Here is a 16,440-nt window from a genome sequence, read left to right as displayed (position 1 = left end):
GTTCCCACAATGACGCCACGGCGCCGTAGCCGTACTCCCCTACCAGCCAAGGCGATTCGACCATGATCCGTCCGACCCCCGCCCGCACCGCCGCCCCCGATCCGATAGCCGCCCCGGACGCACCGGAGCACCCGGCAGGACCGGGGCACCGCACCCGTTCGGAGCACCGGACCCACCCGGACCGCAGGCCCGCACCACCCCGCACGGCACCACCCCGCACGGCCCCGCCGCGCACCGCACGCCCCGGCGCCGCCCACCCCCGAAGCGGCCGCCACCGCCCGGCCGCCCTGCTCGCCGGACTGGCCCTGCTCGCCCCCGCCGCCGCGACCGGCACCCTGATCACCGCCGCCCCGGCCCGCGCCGACAACCCGACCACCTCGCTGAACAACCAGCGCACCGGCTGGGACGCCGCCGAACCGGACCTGAGCCCCGCCCGGGTCTCCGCCGCCGACTTCGGCCGCCGCTGGTCCGCCACCCTCGACGGAGCCGTCCACGGTCAGCCACTGGTCGCCGGTTCCACGGTCGTCGTGGGCACCGACACCAACCACGTCTACGGCGTCGCCGCCGCCGACGGGAAGATCCTCTGGCACCGCCACCTCGGCGCCCCCGTGCCCTCGTCCACGGCCTGCCTCTCCCCCGGCACCGGCATCCTCTCCACCCCCGTGTACGACAAGTCCACCGACACCGTCCACCTGGTCGCCAAGGAGGCCGACGGCGGGCAGTTCCGGGTGCACGCCCTGGACGCCGCGACCGGTGCCGAACGCAGCGGCTGGCCCGTGACCGTCCAGGGCGACCCCGTCAACAGCCCGGGCGTCCCGTTCAACCCGAAGACCTCCGGCCAGCGCACCGGACTCCTGCTGCTCGACGGCGCCGTGTACTTCGGGTTCGCCTCCGACTGCGGCGTCGGCACCTACGTCGGCCACGTGGCCGGGGTGAACACCACCACCCGCAAGCTGACCCTCTGGTCCACCCAGTCGGGGTCGGCCTCGCAGAACGCGGGCGTCTGGATGAGCGGCGGCGGCCTGGTCTCGGACGGCAAGGGCCGGATCATCCTCACCACCGGCAACGGCGCCGGCACCGGCTCCTCTCCCCCGAAGGGCCCCGGCACCAAGCCGCAGGGCCACTTCGGCGAGTCCGTCGTCCGGCTCGGCGTCAACAGCGACGGCAGCCTCGCCCCGAAGGACTTCTTCAGCCCCACCAACAACCGGGCGATGGACCACGACGACATGGACCTCGGCTCCGGCGCGCCGGTCGCCCTGCCCTCCCAGTTCGGCACCGCCTCGCACCCGAACCTGCTGGTCCAGGTCGGCAAGGACGGCCGGATCTTCCTGCTCGACCGCGACGACCTCGGCGGCACCGGCCAGGGGCCCGACGGCACCGACAAGGTCGTCGGCATGACCGGCCCGTACAAGGGCGTCTGGGGCCACCCCGGCGTCTGGGGCGGCGACGGCGGGTACCTCTACCTGGTCGAGAACTACGGCAGCCTGCGCGCCCTCAAGTACTCCGTCAACGCCGCCGGCGACCCGGCCTTCACCAGCGCCGGGACCAGCGCCGAGGGCTTCGGCTACGCCTCCGGCTCGCCCGTGGTCACCTCGAAGGGCTCCTCCTCCGGCTCGGCCCTCGTCTGGACCGTCTACTCCGGCACCGGCCCCGGCGGCCAGAAGGGCGAACTGCGGGTCTACGACCCGGTTCCCGTCAACGGCGTGCTCAAGCTGCGCCGCAGCTTCGCCCTCGGCACGGTGTCCCGGTTCTCGGTGCCCGCGACCGACAGCGGACGGGTGTTCGTCGGCACCAAGGACGGCCACCTGCTCGCCTTCGGAAGCGCCGGCGCGTGAGGCCCGGAGCGGGCCGGACGTCACCCGTTCGAGCGCGATTGTCGGCGGATCGCGCGGGTTGGACCGGCGCGCGGCGCCCACCGCTCGTAGCGTCCTGACCACAGGACCGGAACCGGTCCCGCCCGACCCGCTCCCACCCGAGCACCCACCCGAGGAGGACACCATGCGCAGCACCCCCGCCGACACCCGCCCCCCGGCCGTCCGGCCGGACGCCCCCGCCCGCCCCGCAGCCGCCGCCAAACCCGCCTGGACCGCCCCCGCGGTCGAATGCCACCGCACCGGCGCCGAGGTCACCGCCTACGCCGGAAGGGCCGCCCAGTGGCTCAACCGCTGACCCGCGACCGGTTCGCGGCGAGGCTGCACGACCTGCGCGAACGGTACTGGGACACGCACCCGTTCCATCTGCGCCTGCACTCCGGTGGCTGCACGCCACCGGAGTTGCGGCGCTGGGTGGCCAACCGCTGGTACTACCAGCTCTGCCTGACCCGCAAGAACGCGGCGATCATCGCCAACTGCCCGCTGCCGGAGGTCCGCCGGGAGTGGACCGCCCGCCTCGCCCAGCAGGACGGCACCGCCGACGGCCAGGGCGGGCTCGCCGACTGGCTGGTCCTCGCCGACGCCGTCGGCCTGCACCGCAGCGAGGTCCTCGACGAACGCCACGTCGCCCGCGGCGTGCGCTTCGCCGTCGACGGCTACCTGCACTTCTGCCGCAGCCGCCCGTGGACCGAGGGCGTCGCCGCGGCCCTCACCGAGATGTTCTCGCCCGACCACATGGCCGACCGGGTCACCGCCTGGCGCAAGCACTACGACTGGATCGACCCGGCCGGCTACGCCTACTTCGAGCACCGCATCCCCGACGCCCGCCGCGACAGCGCCCGCACCCTCGCACTCGTCCTCGACCACTGCACCACCGAGGCCCAGCAGGACGCCGCCGTCGCCGCGCTCGCCTTCAAGTGCGAGGTGCTGCGCGCCATGCTGGACGCCGTCGACTACGGGGCCGACCGGTGACCCCCGCCGCCACCGCACCGGGACTGCGGCGCGGCGTCCGGCTCGTCCACGACCCGGTCCGGGGGCGGCCCGCACTGCTCTACCCCGAGGGCGTCCTGCTGCTCAACGACACCGCGGCGGCCGTCCTGCGGCACTGCGACGGCCGGCGCTCCGCCGAGCAGGTCGTCGCCGCGCTCGCCGCCGAGTACGACGGTGTGGACGGCGCCGAGGTGCACGCCCTGCTCGCCGACCTCGCCGAACGCCGACTGCTCGCGCCCGACGGCACCGGCGCACCGCCCGTGCAACCCGCGCCGCCCGTGCCGCCCGCGCCGCCGGACGGGGCCGACGAGCGGACCCGTACCGAACGGATCGGCGTCGGCGGCGGTGACGGGCGGGCCCCCGCACCGCTCGGGCTGATCGCCGAACTCACCCACCGCTGCCCGCTGCAGTGCACCTACTGCGCCAACCCGGTCGAACTCGACCGCCACCGCGACGAATTCGGCACCGACGACTGGCGCCGGATCCTCGACCGGGCGGCGCAACTGGGCGTCCTCCAGGTCCACTTCACCGGCGGCGAACCGCTGCTCCGCCGCGACCTCGTCGACCTCGTCGCCCACGCCCGCCGGGCCGGCCACTACACCAACCTCGTCACCAGCGGCGTCCCGCTCGCCGCCGACCGGGTCGCCGCACTCGTCGACGCCGGCCTCGACCACGTCCAACTCTCCCTCCAGGACGCCGACCTGCGCACCGCCGACGCCGTCGCCGGGCGTCCCGCGCACCACCGCAAGCTCGCCGCCGCCGCCCTGCTCACCGGCCACGGGCTGCCGCTCACCGTCAACGCCGTGCTCCACCGCGGCAACCTCGCCCGGCTCGGCGCACTCGCCGACCTCGCCGTCTCCCTCGGCGCCGACCGCGTCGAACTGGCGCACACCCAGTACTACGGCTGGGCCTGGCGCAACCGCGCCCACCTCGCCCCCACCCCCGAACAGGTCCGGCAGGCCGAACACGACGTCGCCGCCGCCCGCGAACGCCACGCCGGCCGGATCGAGATCGTGTACGTCGCCGCCGACCTGCACGGCGGGACCGCCAAACCCTGCATGAACGGCTGGGGCACCCGCCAACTCGTCGTCACCCCAGCCGGTGACGTCCTGCCCTGCCTCGCCGCCGCCCAACTCCCGGGCCTGGACCCACCCAGCGCACGCACCGACGACCTCGCGGCGATCTGGTACGACTCCCCCGCCTTCAACCGCTACCGCGGCACCGACTGGATGCCGGACCCCTGCCGCAGCTGCGCACTGCGCGAGACCGACCACGGCGGCTGCCGCTGCCAGGCCTACCAGTTCACCGGCGACCCCGCCGCCACCGACCCCGCCTGCTCGCTCTCCCCGCACCACCACCTGATCACCGCACCCGCCCCGCCCGAGGGCGCCGCCGCCGTCCCCAGGAGAATGCGCTGAAGATCCGGATCCTCGGCACCGCCGCCGGCGGCGGCCTCCCGCAGTGGAACTGCGGCTGCCCCGGCTGCACCACCGCCCGCGACCGGCCGCACGGCGCGCGCGGTCAGGACTGCCTCGCCGTCAGCGGCGACGGCACCGCCTGGTACCTCGTCAACGCCTCCCCCGACCTGCGCAGCCAGCTCCTCGCCACCCCCGAACTCGCCCCGGCCCCCGGCACCCGCGACACCCCGCTGCGCGGCGTCCTGCTCACCAGCGGCGAACTCGACCACACCCTCGGCCTGCTCACCCTGCGCGAGGCCGCCGCCCTCGACCTCCACGCCACCCGCCCCGTCCGCACCGCCCTGCACTCCGCCTTCCCCGTCGGCCCGCTGCTCGCCCCGTACACCAAGGCCCGCTGGCACACCGTCCCCGTCGACGGCACCCCGGTGGAACTCGACGGCGGCCTGCGCGCCGAGGCCCTGCCGCTCGGCGGAAAGCGCCCGCGCTACGCCCAGGACCTCCCGGACGGCGACCTCGAGGACCGTACGGACTGGGTCGTCGGCTACCGGTTCACCGACGCCTCGGGCGGCCCCGCCGCCGTCTACGCCCCCGGTCTCGCCGTCTGGAGCCCCGCCCTCGACCGGGCCGTGCAGGGCGCCGGCGCGGTGATCCTGGACGGCACCTTCGCGACCGACGACGAACTCACCACCCGCACGGCGGGCGCCCGCACCTCCCGGGGCATGGGACATCTCGCCGTCACCGACTCCCTCCCCCTCCTCGCCCACCGCCCGGGCCCCCGCTACCTCTACACCCACCTCAACAACACCAACCCGCTCGCCCACCCGGACCCCGCCGCCCGGGCCCGCCTGGCGGCGGCCGGCGCGGAGGTCGCGCAGGACGGCCTGCTGATCGAGCTGTAGGGGTACGCGCAGCCGGGCGTTCCCCCGGCCTGCCGGGCTGCCCGGATGACGCGTCGGACAACGGGACTACCGGGTCGGGGTGTTGCCGTCCCGTTGGGGCGGGGTTCATGCGGGGGCCTGGGGCAACCGGAATGGTCGTGATACTAATCATCCTTCAGGAGGCGCGAGACCGAACGGCGAGGGGGAGGCGGCATGGTGGCCGGATTCCGGGCTGGCAGGACCCGGCGGGCGGGGTGGCGCAAGCGGGCCACCGGCGCCGCCGCAGCGTTCACCGCCGTGGCAGCGCTGAGCGGTTCGCACGCGGCGGGTTCCGGTGCGGAGCAGGTCGCGGCCCGGCAGGTGCCCGGCGCCCCGGCCGCGCCGACCGCCGGGTCGAGCGGGCAGCTGCCCGACCCCTTCCGGGAGCCCCCCGCGGAGTCCGTCCCGATCACCGGCGGAGGCGTCGAGCCGCTGCCGGAGCCGCCGGCGGCCGCGCAGCCCGGCGACCCCGCACAGGCGCCCGCGGCCGGCAGTGCCGCGAGCCCGTTCCGCAGCACCGGCCCGTCGCTGCCGGCGACCGTGTTCGACGCGTACCGCCGGGCCGAGAACGCCGTCGCCGCCCGCTCGCCGGGCTGCCACCTGCGCTGGGAACTGCTCGCCGCGATCGGCGAGGTGGAGTCCGGACAGGCCGGCCGGGGCCGGGTGGACGCCGCCGGGACGACCTTCACACCGATCCTCGGACCGGCGCTGAACGGCAACGGCTTCGCCGCGATCGGCGACACCGACGGCGGGCGGTACGACGGGGACGTGGTCTGGGACCGCGCGGTCGGACCGATGCAGTTCATCCCCTCGACCTGGGCGCTGTGGGGCACCGACGCCAACCGGGACGGCCGGGCCGACCCGAACAACGTCTACGACGCCGCCGAGGCCGCCGCCCGCTACCTGTGCGCGGGCGGGCGCGATCTCGCCGATCCGGCGCAGCTCGACCGCGCGGTCCTGGGCTACAACAACTCGGGCGCGTACCTGCGGACCGTCAAGAACTGGATGGCCCACTTCGGCAGCGGCACCACGACCGCCCCGAACCGGCCGGCGCCCACCGCCACCCCGTCGCCGTCCGCCCCCGCGTCGCCGTCCGCCCCCGCCTCCACGGGCCCGAGCACCGCACCGACGACCGCCGCACCGACCACCGCGCCGACCACCGGCGGGCCCTCGCCGAGCGCCACGGCGCCCGCGCCCACGACACCTCCCGCGCCGTCCGGCTCCCCGTCGCCCTCGGCGTCCACCGCCACCCGTCCGCCGACCACGACGCCCACGGGCACGCCCACCGCGTCCGGTACGCCGACGGCCACGCCGAGCCCGACCGGTACGCCGGTTCCGACCCCCACCGGCTGCCCCACCCCGTCGGCCACCGCCGTACCGACCGGCGGCGTGTCCCCGTCGCCGACGGCGCCGACGGCCACGCCCACCGGTACGCCCACGGCCGCGCCGAGCAGCTGCCCGACACCGGCGGCGCCGACCGCCGCCGCGCCGACCGCCACGGCCTCGTCCGCCGCAGCCACCGCCGCCAACGGCGCCTCACCGTCCGCTCGCACACCGGCGACCGCACGGTAGCCCGTGACAGCACGAGGGCCCGGTGGCGCGCCGCAGCGCTCCACCGGGCCCTCGGCCGTCCGCCCTACAGGTGCTTGACCAGCTCCGGCATCAGGTCCTGGAAGGTCCGTCCGCTGGCCGGCTGGCCGATCGCCGCCATCTGCCAACCGGCGCCCGTCCGCTGCACCTTGGCCATGATCTGCGCGGTGTACGGGCCGCCGCCGGTGAGCGTGTAGCGGGCGAGCTCGGCGCCGGTCTGCTCGTCGACCAGGCGGCAGAAGGCGTTCTCGACCTCCTGGAAGGTCTGGCCGGTGAAGGAGTTGACCGTGAACAGGATCTGGTCGACCTCGGCCGGCACCTTGGTGAGGTCCACCGTGATCGACTCGTCGTCGGTGGCGTCGCCGGCGCCGCCGGTCAGGTTGTCACCGCTGTGCCGCACCGAACCGTCGTTGCTGTTGAGGTGCTGGAAGTAGACCACGTCGACCGGCTGGCCGGCCGCGAACAGCACCGCCGAGGCATCCAGGTCGATCTCCTGGGCGGAGAGCAGCTTGGCCAGGAACCCCTTGCGCTGCGCGGCGCGCCAGCCGAGGCCCATCCGGACCAGTCCGAGCTTGCCTCCCCCGGGCTTCTCCAGGCTGAGCTTCTGCCCCTTGGCCAGCGAAATGCTCACGACACCCTCCTTGTTTCCCCGCCTGCACGGTTGAATCTACAGCACTGTAGATCCTCCCGGGCCGGCCGCGTCCCCTGCCGGATGCTCAGATACCCCGCTTCGACGATGATCACTGGGGCGATCCGCCGGAACCCGCTCCGGCGGATCGCGGCGCGGGGCCTGCGGGGTCGGTCCGAGGTCGGTCCCGGGCCGGCCGGACCAGTCTGACCAGGGCGTCGATCGCCTCGCGAGCGGGCGCGTCGCCGGGTGCCTCGCCGGGCGCGTCGCCGGGTGCGGTCCGCTGGTGCGCCGACTCGGCGCCGACCGGGCGGCGGACCCGCTCGGCGCGGACCGCGGTGAGCCCGCTGCCGGCGAGGTCGTCGAGGACGTCCTGCGGGGTGAACAGCACCCGCGCGTCCCTGGGGCCGCCAACGCCCTCGGTGAGGTTGCTGGTGTCGTGGCCGACCACCAGCAGGGTGCCGCCGGGGCCGAGCGCCCGGGCCGCCCCGCGCAGGGCGGCCCGGCGGTCGGCGGCGGGAAGCTGGAGGTAGGCGACCAGCACCAGGTCGAACCCGGGGTCACCGGCCGGGGGCCGGTACGTCCGGGCGTCGCCGAGCCGCCAGTCCAGCCGTCCGGCCGCCGTGGGGGCCGGGTCGGCCGCGTCGGCCGCGTCGGCCGCTTCACCCGCGGCGAGGCGGGCACCCCGGTCCAGGGCGACGGCGGAGAAGTCGAGTGCGGTGACCCGCCAGCCGCGGCGGGCGAGCCAGATGCTGTTGCGCCCCTCCCCGGCGGCGAGGTCCAGGGCGCGGCCGGGGGCGAGGGCGGTGAGCTCGCGGACCACCCAGCGGTTGGGTTCGGCGCCCCAGACCAGGTCGCTCGCCGCGTACCGCGCGTCCCAGGCCTCGCTGTCCATCGGAATCCTCCTCGCACCGGCGGACCCTCACGGTACCGGCGCGGGCCGCCGGTCGGACCCGCGAAACGGCCCCGCCCGCCGACGGGAGTCGACGGGCGGGGCCAGGTACGGGGTCCGGCGGGACGGCCGGAGCCGCTGCGGTCAGTGCCGGTCCGGCACCGGGTCCGGTCCGCCGCGCCGGGCAACCCCGGGGCGGCAGCGCAGCAGGCGGCCCGCCGTCAACCGGGCGCCGCGCAGCGCCCCGTGGCGGTGCAGGGCCTGTACCGCGTAGGTGGAGCAGGACGGCGTGTACGGGCAGCAGGCGGGGCGGGTGGGGCTGATCTCGGTGCGGTAGTAGCGCACCGCACCGTACAGCGCCCCGGCGGCGAAGCCGTCCGGCACCGGGGCCGACGGGTCGGCACCGGCCGCCCGGCGGCGACCGCTCAGCACGGATCCGGCGGCGAAGCGCAGACCCGCCGCGACCATCGCCGGGATGAGCGTGATCAGGCAGGCGTCGCAGCCGCCGCAGTCCCCGCAGTCGCCACAGTCGCTGTTGTCGTTCTTCTTCTTCTTGTTGCGGCGGTACTCCTCCCAGGCCCGGCGCTGCTCCTTGCGGCGCCGGCGCTCCTGCTCGGGCAGCCACCACCACGCCCGCTGGGGGCGTGGCGGCGGGTACTGGTGACCAGGGCTGGAGTGCTGGTAGGACAAGGCTGATGACCCTTTCGTGCTTCCCCCGGACCGGACCGGATCAGGCCGGGAATCCGATCAGACTATCGAAGGGACGCAGCGGGCAGCCGATCAGTTCTTGCTCTGGAGCGCGGGGAAGAGATCGGTGAACGGCTGGGTCGTCACCGCGATGCCCCGGCCGAACGGATCGTCGAAGTCCCAGATGAGGAAGAGCAGGAACGCGATCAGGGCGCTGAACGCACCGGCCAGCAGCAGTTCGCGGAAGGACTGCCGGATCTGCAGGGCGAAGACCATGCCGATGGTCACCAGGGCGCCGACGATCAGACCGAACCAGACGACGCCCGGCATGGTCGGGCCGGTGCTCTGGCCGCGGGCGTTGCGGGCCTCGTCGGCGGCGGCGATCCGGTCCATGACCGGCTGGTAGGCCTGGGCCTCCAGATCACTCGCCGGGGCCCGCTCGGCGAAGTCATGGCGGAGCTTGGCGAGCAGTTCGGTGCCCTCCGGCGAGATCTCCCCGTTCTCCGTCATGTAGTCCCACTCGACGTCGACCACGAAAGAGACGTAGTCCTCGACGTCCTTGGTGATCCGGTCGCGGAACTCCACCGGGAACACCTGGACCCGCGCGCTCACCTCGTGCAGCGCCTGGGCCTCGCGCAGCACGTCCGCCTGGGCCGCACTGCGGGCCTCCCAGACGCCGGCGATGGCGAGGCCGAGCACGATCGCGTAGACCACGCCGATCATCATCGTCATGTACTCGATGACGTCCGGCGTCTCGTCGGTGTCCTCGTCCGCGCTCACTCGGCGGTGCCTCAGCAGCACCACCACCACGACGACGGCGCAGGCCGCCGACATGGCGATGGCCAGCGCCAACCACTCCGACATGGGAACTCCTCTCCTTTTCTGCACACTTGGACATGCCGACCGGCCCGGCGGGCCGGTCCGGCGGGGACAACAGGGGGTGTCCGGGCGGGGCCCGGTGCCGCATCAGCGGCCGGAGCCGCCCCGGGAGGAGCGCCCGCGCGGGCGAAGCGCGGCGGCGGCGAGCACCGCGGGGACGGTGACCAGCAGCATGGTCCGGGTCGGCGAGCTGCCGCCCTCGCGCGGTGGCGGCGGGGCAGGAGCGGCCAGCGGCAGCCGGATCGGTGTCGCGGCGGGCGGCCGGGGTACGGCGGGCGCGGGCGTCGGGCTCGGCGGCGGGCTGCTCGGTGCGGGCGGCGCGGGCGGCGGCGGTACGACGGGCTGCGGGGTCGGCCCCCCCGACGGGGGGGCCGGCCGCCGGGGCGGGGGGGTGGGCCCGGGGGGGGGGGGGCGCGGGGGGGGGGGGGGGGGGGGGGGGGGGGGGGGGCGCCGCCCAGGGGCTCCCCGGGGCCCGGGGCGCGGGGGTGGCCCGGGGCGGGGTCGGCGTCGGGGTGGGCGCCGGTGCGGGCGGGGCCGGGGTCGGCCGGACCGGGGTGGGGGTCGGCGCCGGGGTGGGCGAGGGCGTCGGGGTGGGCGTCCTGGTCGGAGTCTTCGTCGGCTTCGGGCTGGGGGTCGGACTGGGGCACGGGTGGTGCGGCCAGTGCGGGTGACCCGGCTTGGTGTGGCCCGGCCTCGGCTTGGTCGGTCGCGGGTGCGGCCGGTGCGGGCCGCCCGGCACGTTGACCTCGATCTCGACGTCCAGGTCGATGTCGACGCCGACCTCGACGCCGCCCGGGCCGACGGAGACGGAGACGTCCGTCCCGGTGCTGACGCAGGTGCGGGTGAGGGGCTTGTGCGGGGCGGGCGTTTTGGCGGCGGCGGGGCCGCCGACGGCGGAGCCTCCGAGCAGTGCGCAGACGGCGGCCAGGCCGGCCGCCGCGCTCACTCTCCCGATCCGCCGCCCGGCGCCTGCCGCCGGTATCCGTCGGGGCTGCGGCATGCGCTCTCCAACACCTTTCGCGTCAACGGGGAGGTCCTGCGGTCCGGGCCCGCCTTCGGGGAGGCCGCGACTCGTCCGACGATTCCCGCCGCGCGGCGGGGTCTCCGACAAGCCCGCTGCCGGACGGCCCGCCCATGGGGAGGCGAGCCGTCCGGCACCAGGTGAAACGATCTTTCGCTGAAGGGGTTACGGCCGGCCGCGCACGGCACCGCCACCCCCGGCCACCCGACCCCGAGTCGGCCGTCGGGGTCAGCTGCGGCCGTGCGCGATCTCGACGTTCTCCAGGACGCCGACCGCGTCCGGCACCAGGATCGCGGCCGAGTAGTAGGCGCTGACCAGGTAGGAGATGATCGCCTTCTCGTCGATGCCCATGAACCGCACCGACAGGCCGGGCTGGTACTCGTCCGGGATGCCGGTCTGGTGCAGGCCGATGACGCCCTGGTTCTCCTCGCCGGTCCGGATGACCAGGATGGAGCTGGTGTTCTCCTTGGTGATCGGGATCTTGCTGCACGGCAGGATCGGAACCCCGCGCCAGGCCGGCACCTGCTGCCCGCCGAGGTCGACGTGGTGCGGGTACAGGCCGCGCCGGTTGAGCTCGCGGCCGATGGCGGCGATGGCGCGCGGGTGGGCGAGCAGGTAGTCGGGGTCGCGGCGGCGGCTGAGCAGCTCGTCCAGGTCGTCCGGGGTGGGCGGGCCGGAGTGGGTCTGGATGCGCTGGTCGAAGTCGGCGTTGTGGAGCAGGCCGAACTCCGGGTTGTTGACGAGCTCGAACTCCTGGCGCTCGCGCAGGGCCTCGATGGTCAGGCGCAGCTGGTGCTCGATCTGGTTCATCGGCTGGTTGTAGAGGTCGGCGACCCGGGTGTGCACCTTGAGGATCGTCTGCGCGACGCTCAGCTCGTACTCGCGCGGCTTCAACTCGTAGTCCACGAAGGCGCCGGGCAACTGGTACTCGCCCGCATGGCCGGCCGACATCGCGATCTCGGCCTCGCCGCGGTCGTTCTGGCGCTGCTGCGGCAGGGCGAGGAACTCCGCCAGGTGCTGCTGGAGGGCGGGCGAGCCGTCCCGGACGGCCTCGAACGCGCGCCGGGGCAGCGAGAGGACGGTACCGGCGGTGGTCGTACGGGCGGTGTAGTCCCAGGCGGCGTCGGCGTCGAGCAGCGCGGCGTCGCCGAAGCTGTCGCCGTCGCCGAGGACGCCGACGACGGTCTCGTCGCCGTACTTGCCGGTGCCGATCTGGTTGATCTTGCCGTGCGCGATCAGGAAGATGCGGTCGGCCGCGGCACCGTGCTCGACCAGCACCTCGCCCGGACCGAAGTCGCGCTGCTCGCAGCGGTCGGCGAGGGCGGACAGCACCTCGTCGTCCTCGAAGCCGCGCAGCAGGGCGAGTTCACCGAGTTCGCGCGGGATGACCCGCACCTCGGAGCCGGTCTTGATGAACTCGATCCGACCGTCGCCGACGGTGTAGGTGAGGCGGCGGTTCACCCGGTAGGCGCCACCGGCGGCCTGTACCCAGGGGAGGACGCGCAGCAGCCAGCGGGAGGTGATCTCCTGCATCTGCGGCGCGGACTTGGTGGTGGTGGCGAGGTTGCGAGCGGCAGCCGTGGTGAGGCTCGACTGCGGCTGTACCTGCTGTGTCTCCAGGCTGGCGTCCACCGACATCGGCAGGAATCTCCTTCATCTGGTCAAGTCGCATCGCCCCGCCGCGAGCAGCTGTCATCAGCCGATCTGACGGAACGTCATACAGGCGTACAGATTGGGGTGTTGGGGCCTCGGATGCGGGAGTCGCAGCTCGCTCGACCCATCCGGAACCCTAGATCACCAGCAACTCGGGACGCCGCAAGGAGCACCCGGTGACCCCCGATAGGGTGAATCTGCTTGCAGAAATGGTTGGAATCTGTCAACAACACGCCGTACCGCCGGAGATTCCTGCGCAGGCGAATCGCCGCTGCCCGCGACCGCACGACGGCCGCCGCCGGAGGGCGCACTTCGCCGGGACGTCTCGCACGCACGTACGACACTCGAATGCGTGGGCGACCTACGAACGGGTGTGCAGGCGCGGCGGGTACGGCGCGGCGGGTACGGCGCGGAGGGTACGGCGCGGAGGGTGCCGGGGGGAAGGGCGGACCGGCGGGTGCGGGCCGGTAGGGCGGGTACGGCGGGTGCGGCGGGTGCGGCGGGTCAGGCCACTTCGAAGCCGTGGCGGACGCGGTCGAAGCGCCCGGCGGCCAGGTCCTCGTCGGTGATCCAGAAAGAGACGTTGACGACCTCGCCGAGGCCGAGGCCCGCGGCCCCGCACTCGATCTGCAGCAGCGGGCGGAAGCCGTCCGGACGGCCGGTACCGCTGTCGCACCAGCCGAGGACCCTGAGGTCCGCCCCGGGCAGGTGCTTGCGGAAGTCCGTCGAGAGGTCCATCACGGTCAGGAAGTCGTCCGGGAAGAGCGCCTCCAACTCCCGGTCCTCGTACGAGGGTCCGCACAGCTCCCGGCGCGCCGCCACCGTCGTCGGCGGCACGACCGCCACCCCGTCCGGCGCCGGACGCAGCGACTCCGGCCCGGTGGGCGGGCCGGGCGGCAGGTGGAGCACCCGGCAGCCGGTGCCGCGGTAGTCCTCGCACAGGTCGTCGCCGAAGAACAGCAGCAGCCCCGCGGCGGGCAGCGGCCAGGCGTCACCCCCGCCACCGCTGTCACCGACGTCACCGACGTCACCGGCCCGGAACGCCTCCGCCAGGGCCGCGCAGTCGAGTTGGGCGAGCAGTTGCATCGGCCGACCCGCGAAACCCGGCCACTCGGTGCCGTCCGGCAGTGCGGGCAGTCCGCCGATCCGGCCGACCCCGGCGGTGCCCGGACCGCTGCCCTCCGGTGTCCCGTCGGCCACCGGTTCCAGCACCAGCGAGGAACGCACCAGCCCGTCGACGAGCGGCGCGGCACGCGCGTCGGCCCGCTCGCGGATCGCCGCGTACAAGCCGTACGGCAGTGGCGGCGCCCCGGCCGCGCGGGCGTCCGTCCCGGCTCCGCCCGCCGGGTGCTCCGCACACGGACCGGCCTGGCCCGCGGTACCGTTCGCCGCCGGTTCGCCCGCAAGGACGTCGGCGTGCGCGGCGGTGACGCCCCCGGCTGCCGGGGTGGATTCGCTGTGGTGCGGGTCGGCCATGGCGGACAGCCTCCCATGCCGGTCCGACAGCCTGCACGGCACTGGCCCGTCGGGCACCGGTACGGGGGAAGCCGGCGCCCGACGGGGGCGGGTGGCGGGCGGTCCGGTCAAGGCCCGCGCCGCCCGGGGGACGGCACCGGGGCGTCACGCCTGTGCGCCGTCCACGACCGGGGAGCCTAGGCCGGACCCGGCAACCGGTGGCGGTTCCTCCGCCGTGGTCCGTACCGGCGGATGACCGCGGAGCAGACACCGGGGGCCATTGCGTACGCCCGCGCCCACCCGCCCGCCGCTCCCGCACTAGGCTGCGCGTTCCCCCTCGCCACCGCCCACCGCCCACCGCCCGCCACCCGCACTACGCTGCGGCGGCGGGTTCAGACGAGCGGCGGCAGCACGTCGCAGAGGGCCGCCAGGGCGGCCGGGTAGGCGTGGTCGGACGGGGTGGCGTAGCCGACCACCAGGCCGTCGACGGCGGGCATCGCCGCGGGGTCGGTGTCCGGGTGGCGGTAGTCGGCGAGGCCGTCCACCGCCAGGCCCCGGTAGCGGGCGGCCTTGAGCACCGAGCGCTCGGTGCCCGGGGCGAGCCGCAGGACGGCGTGCAGGCCGGCGGCGATGCCGGAGACCTCGATGTGCGGGGCGTGGGCGTCGAGTGCGGCGACCAGTTGGTCCCGGCGGTCGCGGTAGCGCTGGCGCATCCGGCGCACGTGCCGGTCGTACGCACCGGAGTCGATGAACTCGGCGAGGGTGAGCTGGTCGAGGGCGCTGGCCCAGGCCTCCCGTTCGCCCTTGGCCGCGAGCACCCGGTCGACCAGGTGGTCCGGGAGCACCATCCAGCCGAGCCGCAGGGCCGGGGTGAGGCTCTTGCTGGCCGTACCGAGGTAGAGCACGCGGTCCGGGTCGAGCCCCTGGACGGCGCCCACGGGCTGCCGGTCGTAGCGGAACTCGCCGTCGTAGTCGTCCTCCAGCAGCAGTCCGCCGCCCGCCCGGGCCCAGTCCACGACGGCCGAGCGCCGGCCGGCGGCCAGCGGCCCGCCGGTCGGGAACTGGTGGGCCGGGGTGAGCAGGGCCGTCCGGAGCCCGCGGTGGTCGGCGAGGGTGTCGACCCGGGCGCCATGCTCGTCCAGCGGCAGCGGGACGGTACGGACCCCGGCGCGGGCCAGCAGCGTCCGATGGAAGGCGAGCCCGTACCCCTCCACGGCGAGCTGCGCCGGCAGCACGGCGTTCGCCCCGCCCTCGAACAGCAGCCGCAGCGCGTGCGCGAAGCCCGAGCAGACGACGATCCGCTCGGGATCGGTGCGCACGCCCCGCGCGCGGGCCAGGTAGTCGGCGAGCACGGTGCGCAGTTCGCGGCGGCCCCGGGGGTCGCCCGGCCCGAAGGCCTCGTTGGGCGCCGCGGTGAGGGCGCGGCGGGAGGCCGCGAGCCAGGCGGTCCGCGGGAAGGACGAGGCGTCGGGTTGCCCCTGCCGGAGGTCGTGGGAGGGGCGCGGCGGTGCCGACGGCCGCCGGGTGCGGGTGGGCGGTACGGGCTCCGTGCGGTGGGCGACGGTGGTGCCGGACCCCTGCCGGGCGGTGAGCCAGCCCTCGGCGACCAGCTCGGCGTACGCCTCGGCGGCGGTGTTGCGGGCGATCCCGAGGTCGGCGGCGAGCGAGCGGTAGGGCGGCAGGCGGGTGCCGGGGGCGAGGCGCCCGGTCCGGATGGCCTCGCGCAGCGCGCGCATCAGCGCGGCCCGGCGGCTGCCGATGCCGGCGAGCTCCAGGTGGAGGTCGGCGCCGAGGGCGGCGGGGGCATTGACCGGTTCGTCCGTCATGGTCCTGCAGCCTATCGCCGGTCACTGACGCCCGGCGGGGCCGGTCGTTCCCGGCGGCCCGAGGCCGTACCGGACACCGCGCGGGCGGTCCGGGTGGCCACGGTGGGTGGGTTGGCCGGGCACGGCGGGTGAGGGCTGTGGTGGGGGCCACCCGGGGCCGGGTCCGGGAGGGGTGGATCCGGTACGGCGTGCCGAGGTGTGGTGACGGGCTGTCGACAATGTGCCCGGCCTCACAGCCCCACTTCTGTGGCGGGCACCACTCCAAGGGCCGGTTCGATCTTCAAAAACGGGACATTCGACCCCGAAACGCCCCCAATCCTTGATCCATACACCCGGTAACCCCACCCCCACCAGCCCAAACCCCCCAATCCTTGAAACCCCGCCACCCCCACCCGTAACTTCGAACCCGTTGCACCGAGCACACGCCCCGGACCCGACACCCGGACGCCAACGCTCGAACCCCCAGACTCCGCGGGACCCACCCACAGAACCCACCCCCACCCGGGGCCTGGTTCCGTGCGCCCGCACACCGAGAGGAACCGCATGACCTTCCGTAACGAGACCGCCACCGCCGCCACCACCGCCACCCCCAAGCGCCGCAACCGCGTCCGGA

The 16,440-nt window shown here is 75.2% G+C and carries 13 protein-coding genes; 6 read left to right on the top strand and 7 right to left on the bottom strand.

The genetic code is table 11. The annotated features are described in order from the left end of the window. Positions 1–62: 62 nt before the first annotated feature. The 6 genes from ACWGB8_RS24855 (at position 63) to ACWGB8_RS24830 (ending at position 6,768) form a co-directional block, all read left to right on the top strand. On the top strand, positions 63–1,835 hold the full coding sequence (locus tag ACWGB8_RS24855; RefSeq protein WP_452215789.1) for an outer membrane protein assembly factor BamB family protein: 1,773 nt from the start codon (positions 63–65) through the stop codon (positions 1,833–1,835). Positions 1,836–1,998: 163 nt separating this feature from the next. Further along, positions 1,999–2,169: a pyrroloquinoline quinone precursor peptide PqqA gene (gene pqqA, locus ACWGB8_RS24850; RefSeq protein WP_452215788.1), complete on the top strand. Its 171-nt coding sequence runs from the start codon at positions 1,999–2,001 to the stop codon at positions 2,167–2,169. Continuing rightward, on the top strand, positions 2,154–2,843 hold the full coding sequence (gene pqqC / locus ACWGB8_RS24845; protein ID WP_452215787.1) for a pyrroloquinoline-quinone synthase PqqC: 690 nt from the start codon (positions 2,154–2,156) through the stop codon (positions 2,841–2,843). The genes pqqA and pqqC overlap by 16 nt, the downstream gene beginning before the upstream one ends. Continuing rightward, a complete protein-coding gene (pqqE, locus tag ACWGB8_RS24840) occupies positions 2,840–4,279 on the top strand; it encodes a pyrroloquinoline quinone biosynthesis protein PqqE (RefSeq protein WP_452215786.1) in 1,440 nt (479 codons plus the stop codon). Before pqqC ends, pqqE begins: the two co-directional genes overlap by 4 nt. After that, complete coding sequence (gene pqqB / locus ACWGB8_RS24835) at positions 4,195–5,178, top strand: pyrroloquinoline quinone biosynthesis protein PqqB (RefSeq protein ID WP_452215808.1); 984 nt, start codon at positions 4,195–4,197, stop codon at positions 5,176–5,178. The genes pqqE and pqqB overlap by 85 nt, the downstream gene beginning before the upstream one ends. Positions 5,179–5,370: 192 nt before the next feature. Next, on the top strand, positions 5,371–6,768 hold the full coding sequence (locus tag ACWGB8_RS24830) for a lytic transglycosylase domain-containing protein (RefSeq protein WP_452215785.1): 1,398 nt from the start codon (positions 5,371–5,373) through the stop codon (positions 6,766–6,768). A 64-nt stretch (positions 6,769–6,832) separates the two neighbouring features. Here the strand turns inward: ACWGB8_RS24830 and ACWGB8_RS24825 are convergent, their stop codons facing one another. The 7 genes from ACWGB8_RS24825 to pdxR all read right to left on the bottom strand — a co-directional run bounded on the left by ACWGB8_RS24825 (position 6,833) and on the right by pdxR (position 15,827). Continuing rightward, positions 6,833–7,417 (bottom strand): TerD family protein, encoded by a 585-nt coding sequence (locus ACWGB8_RS24825; RefSeq protein WP_452215784.1) that lies wholly within the window; start codon positions 7,415–7,417, stop codon positions 6,833–6,835. A 109-nt stretch (positions 7,418–7,526) separates the two neighbouring features. Then, on the bottom strand, positions 7,527–8,309 hold the full coding sequence (locus tag ACWGB8_RS24820; protein ID WP_452215783.1) for a class I SAM-dependent methyltransferase: 783 nt from the start codon (positions 8,307–8,309) through the stop codon (positions 7,527–7,529). Positions 8,310–8,450: 141 nt separating this feature from the next. Then, a complete protein-coding gene (yidD, locus tag ACWGB8_RS24815) occupies positions 8,451–8,996 on the bottom strand; it encodes a membrane protein insertion efficiency factor YidD (protein ID WP_452215782.1) in 546 nt (181 codons plus the stop codon). Between the two features lie 90 nt (positions 8,997–9,086). Further along, positions 9,087–9,857, bottom strand: a complete 771-nt coding sequence (locus tag ACWGB8_RS24810) for a bestrophin-like domain (protein WP_452215781.1) — start codon at positions 9,855–9,857, stop codon at positions 9,087–9,089. A 1,264-nt stretch (positions 9,858–11,121) separates the two neighbouring features. Further along, complete coding sequence (locus ACWGB8_RS24805) at positions 11,122–12,531, bottom strand: family 2B encapsulin nanocompartment shell protein (RefSeq protein WP_452215780.1); 1,410 nt, start codon at positions 12,529–12,531, stop codon at positions 11,122–11,124. Positions 12,532–13,050: 519 nt separating this feature from the next. Beyond that, the gene (locus ACWGB8_RS24800) at positions 13,051–14,022 is read right to left on the bottom strand and encodes a DUF1963 domain-containing protein (RefSeq protein WP_452215779.1); all 972 of its coding nucleotides are present in this window, start codon (positions 14,020–14,022) and stop codon (positions 13,051–13,053) included. Between the two features lie 371 nt (positions 14,023–14,393). Beyond that, positions 14,394–15,827 (bottom strand): MocR-like pyridoxine biosynthesis transcription factor PdxR, encoded by a 1,434-nt coding sequence (gene pdxR / locus ACWGB8_RS24795; RefSeq protein ID WP_452215778.1) that lies wholly within the window; start codon positions 15,825–15,827, stop codon positions 14,394–14,396. Between the last annotated feature and the right edge of the window lie 613 nt (positions 15,828–16,440).

Source organism: Kitasatospora sp. NPDC054939, assembly GCF_053610105.1.
The sequence above is the reverse complement of the archived record's forward strand: the minus strand, read 5'-3'. Positions and strand labels throughout refer to the sequence as shown.

Bases quoted from the DNA above. Each gene is read 5' to 3' on its own strand.
- ACWGB8_RS24855 (WP_452215789.1), top strand. From the start codon at position 63: ATGATCCGTCCGACCCCCGCCCGCACCGCCGCCCCCGATCCGATAGCC.
- pqqA (WP_452215788.1), top strand. From the start codon at position 1,999: ATGCGCAGCACCCCCGCCGACACCCGCCCCCCGGCCGTCCGGCCGGAC.
- ACWGB8_RS24830 (WP_452215785.1), top strand. From the start codon at position 5,371: ATGGTGGCCGGATTCCGGGCTGGCAGGACCCGGCGGGCGGGGTGGCGC.
- ACWGB8_RS24820 (WP_452215783.1), bottom strand. From the start codon at position 8,309: ATGGACAGCGAGGCCTGGGACGCGCGGTACGCGGCGAGCGACCTGGTC.
- ACWGB8_RS24810 (WP_452215781.1), bottom strand. From the start codon at position 9,857: ATGTCGGAGTGGTTGGCGCTGGCCATCGCCATGTCGGCGGCCTGCGCC.
- ACWGB8_RS24805 (WP_452215780.1), bottom strand. From the start codon at position 12,531: ATGTCGGTGGACGCCAGCCTGGAGACACAGCAGGTACAGCCGCAGTCG.
- ACWGB8_RS24800 (WP_452215779.1), bottom strand. From the start codon at position 14,022: ATGGCCGACCCGCACCACAGCGAATCCACCCCGGCAGCCGGGGGCGTC.
- pdxR (WP_452215778.1), bottom strand. From the start codon at position 15,827: ATGACGGACGAACCGGTCAATGCCCCCGCCGCCCTCGGCGCCGACCTC.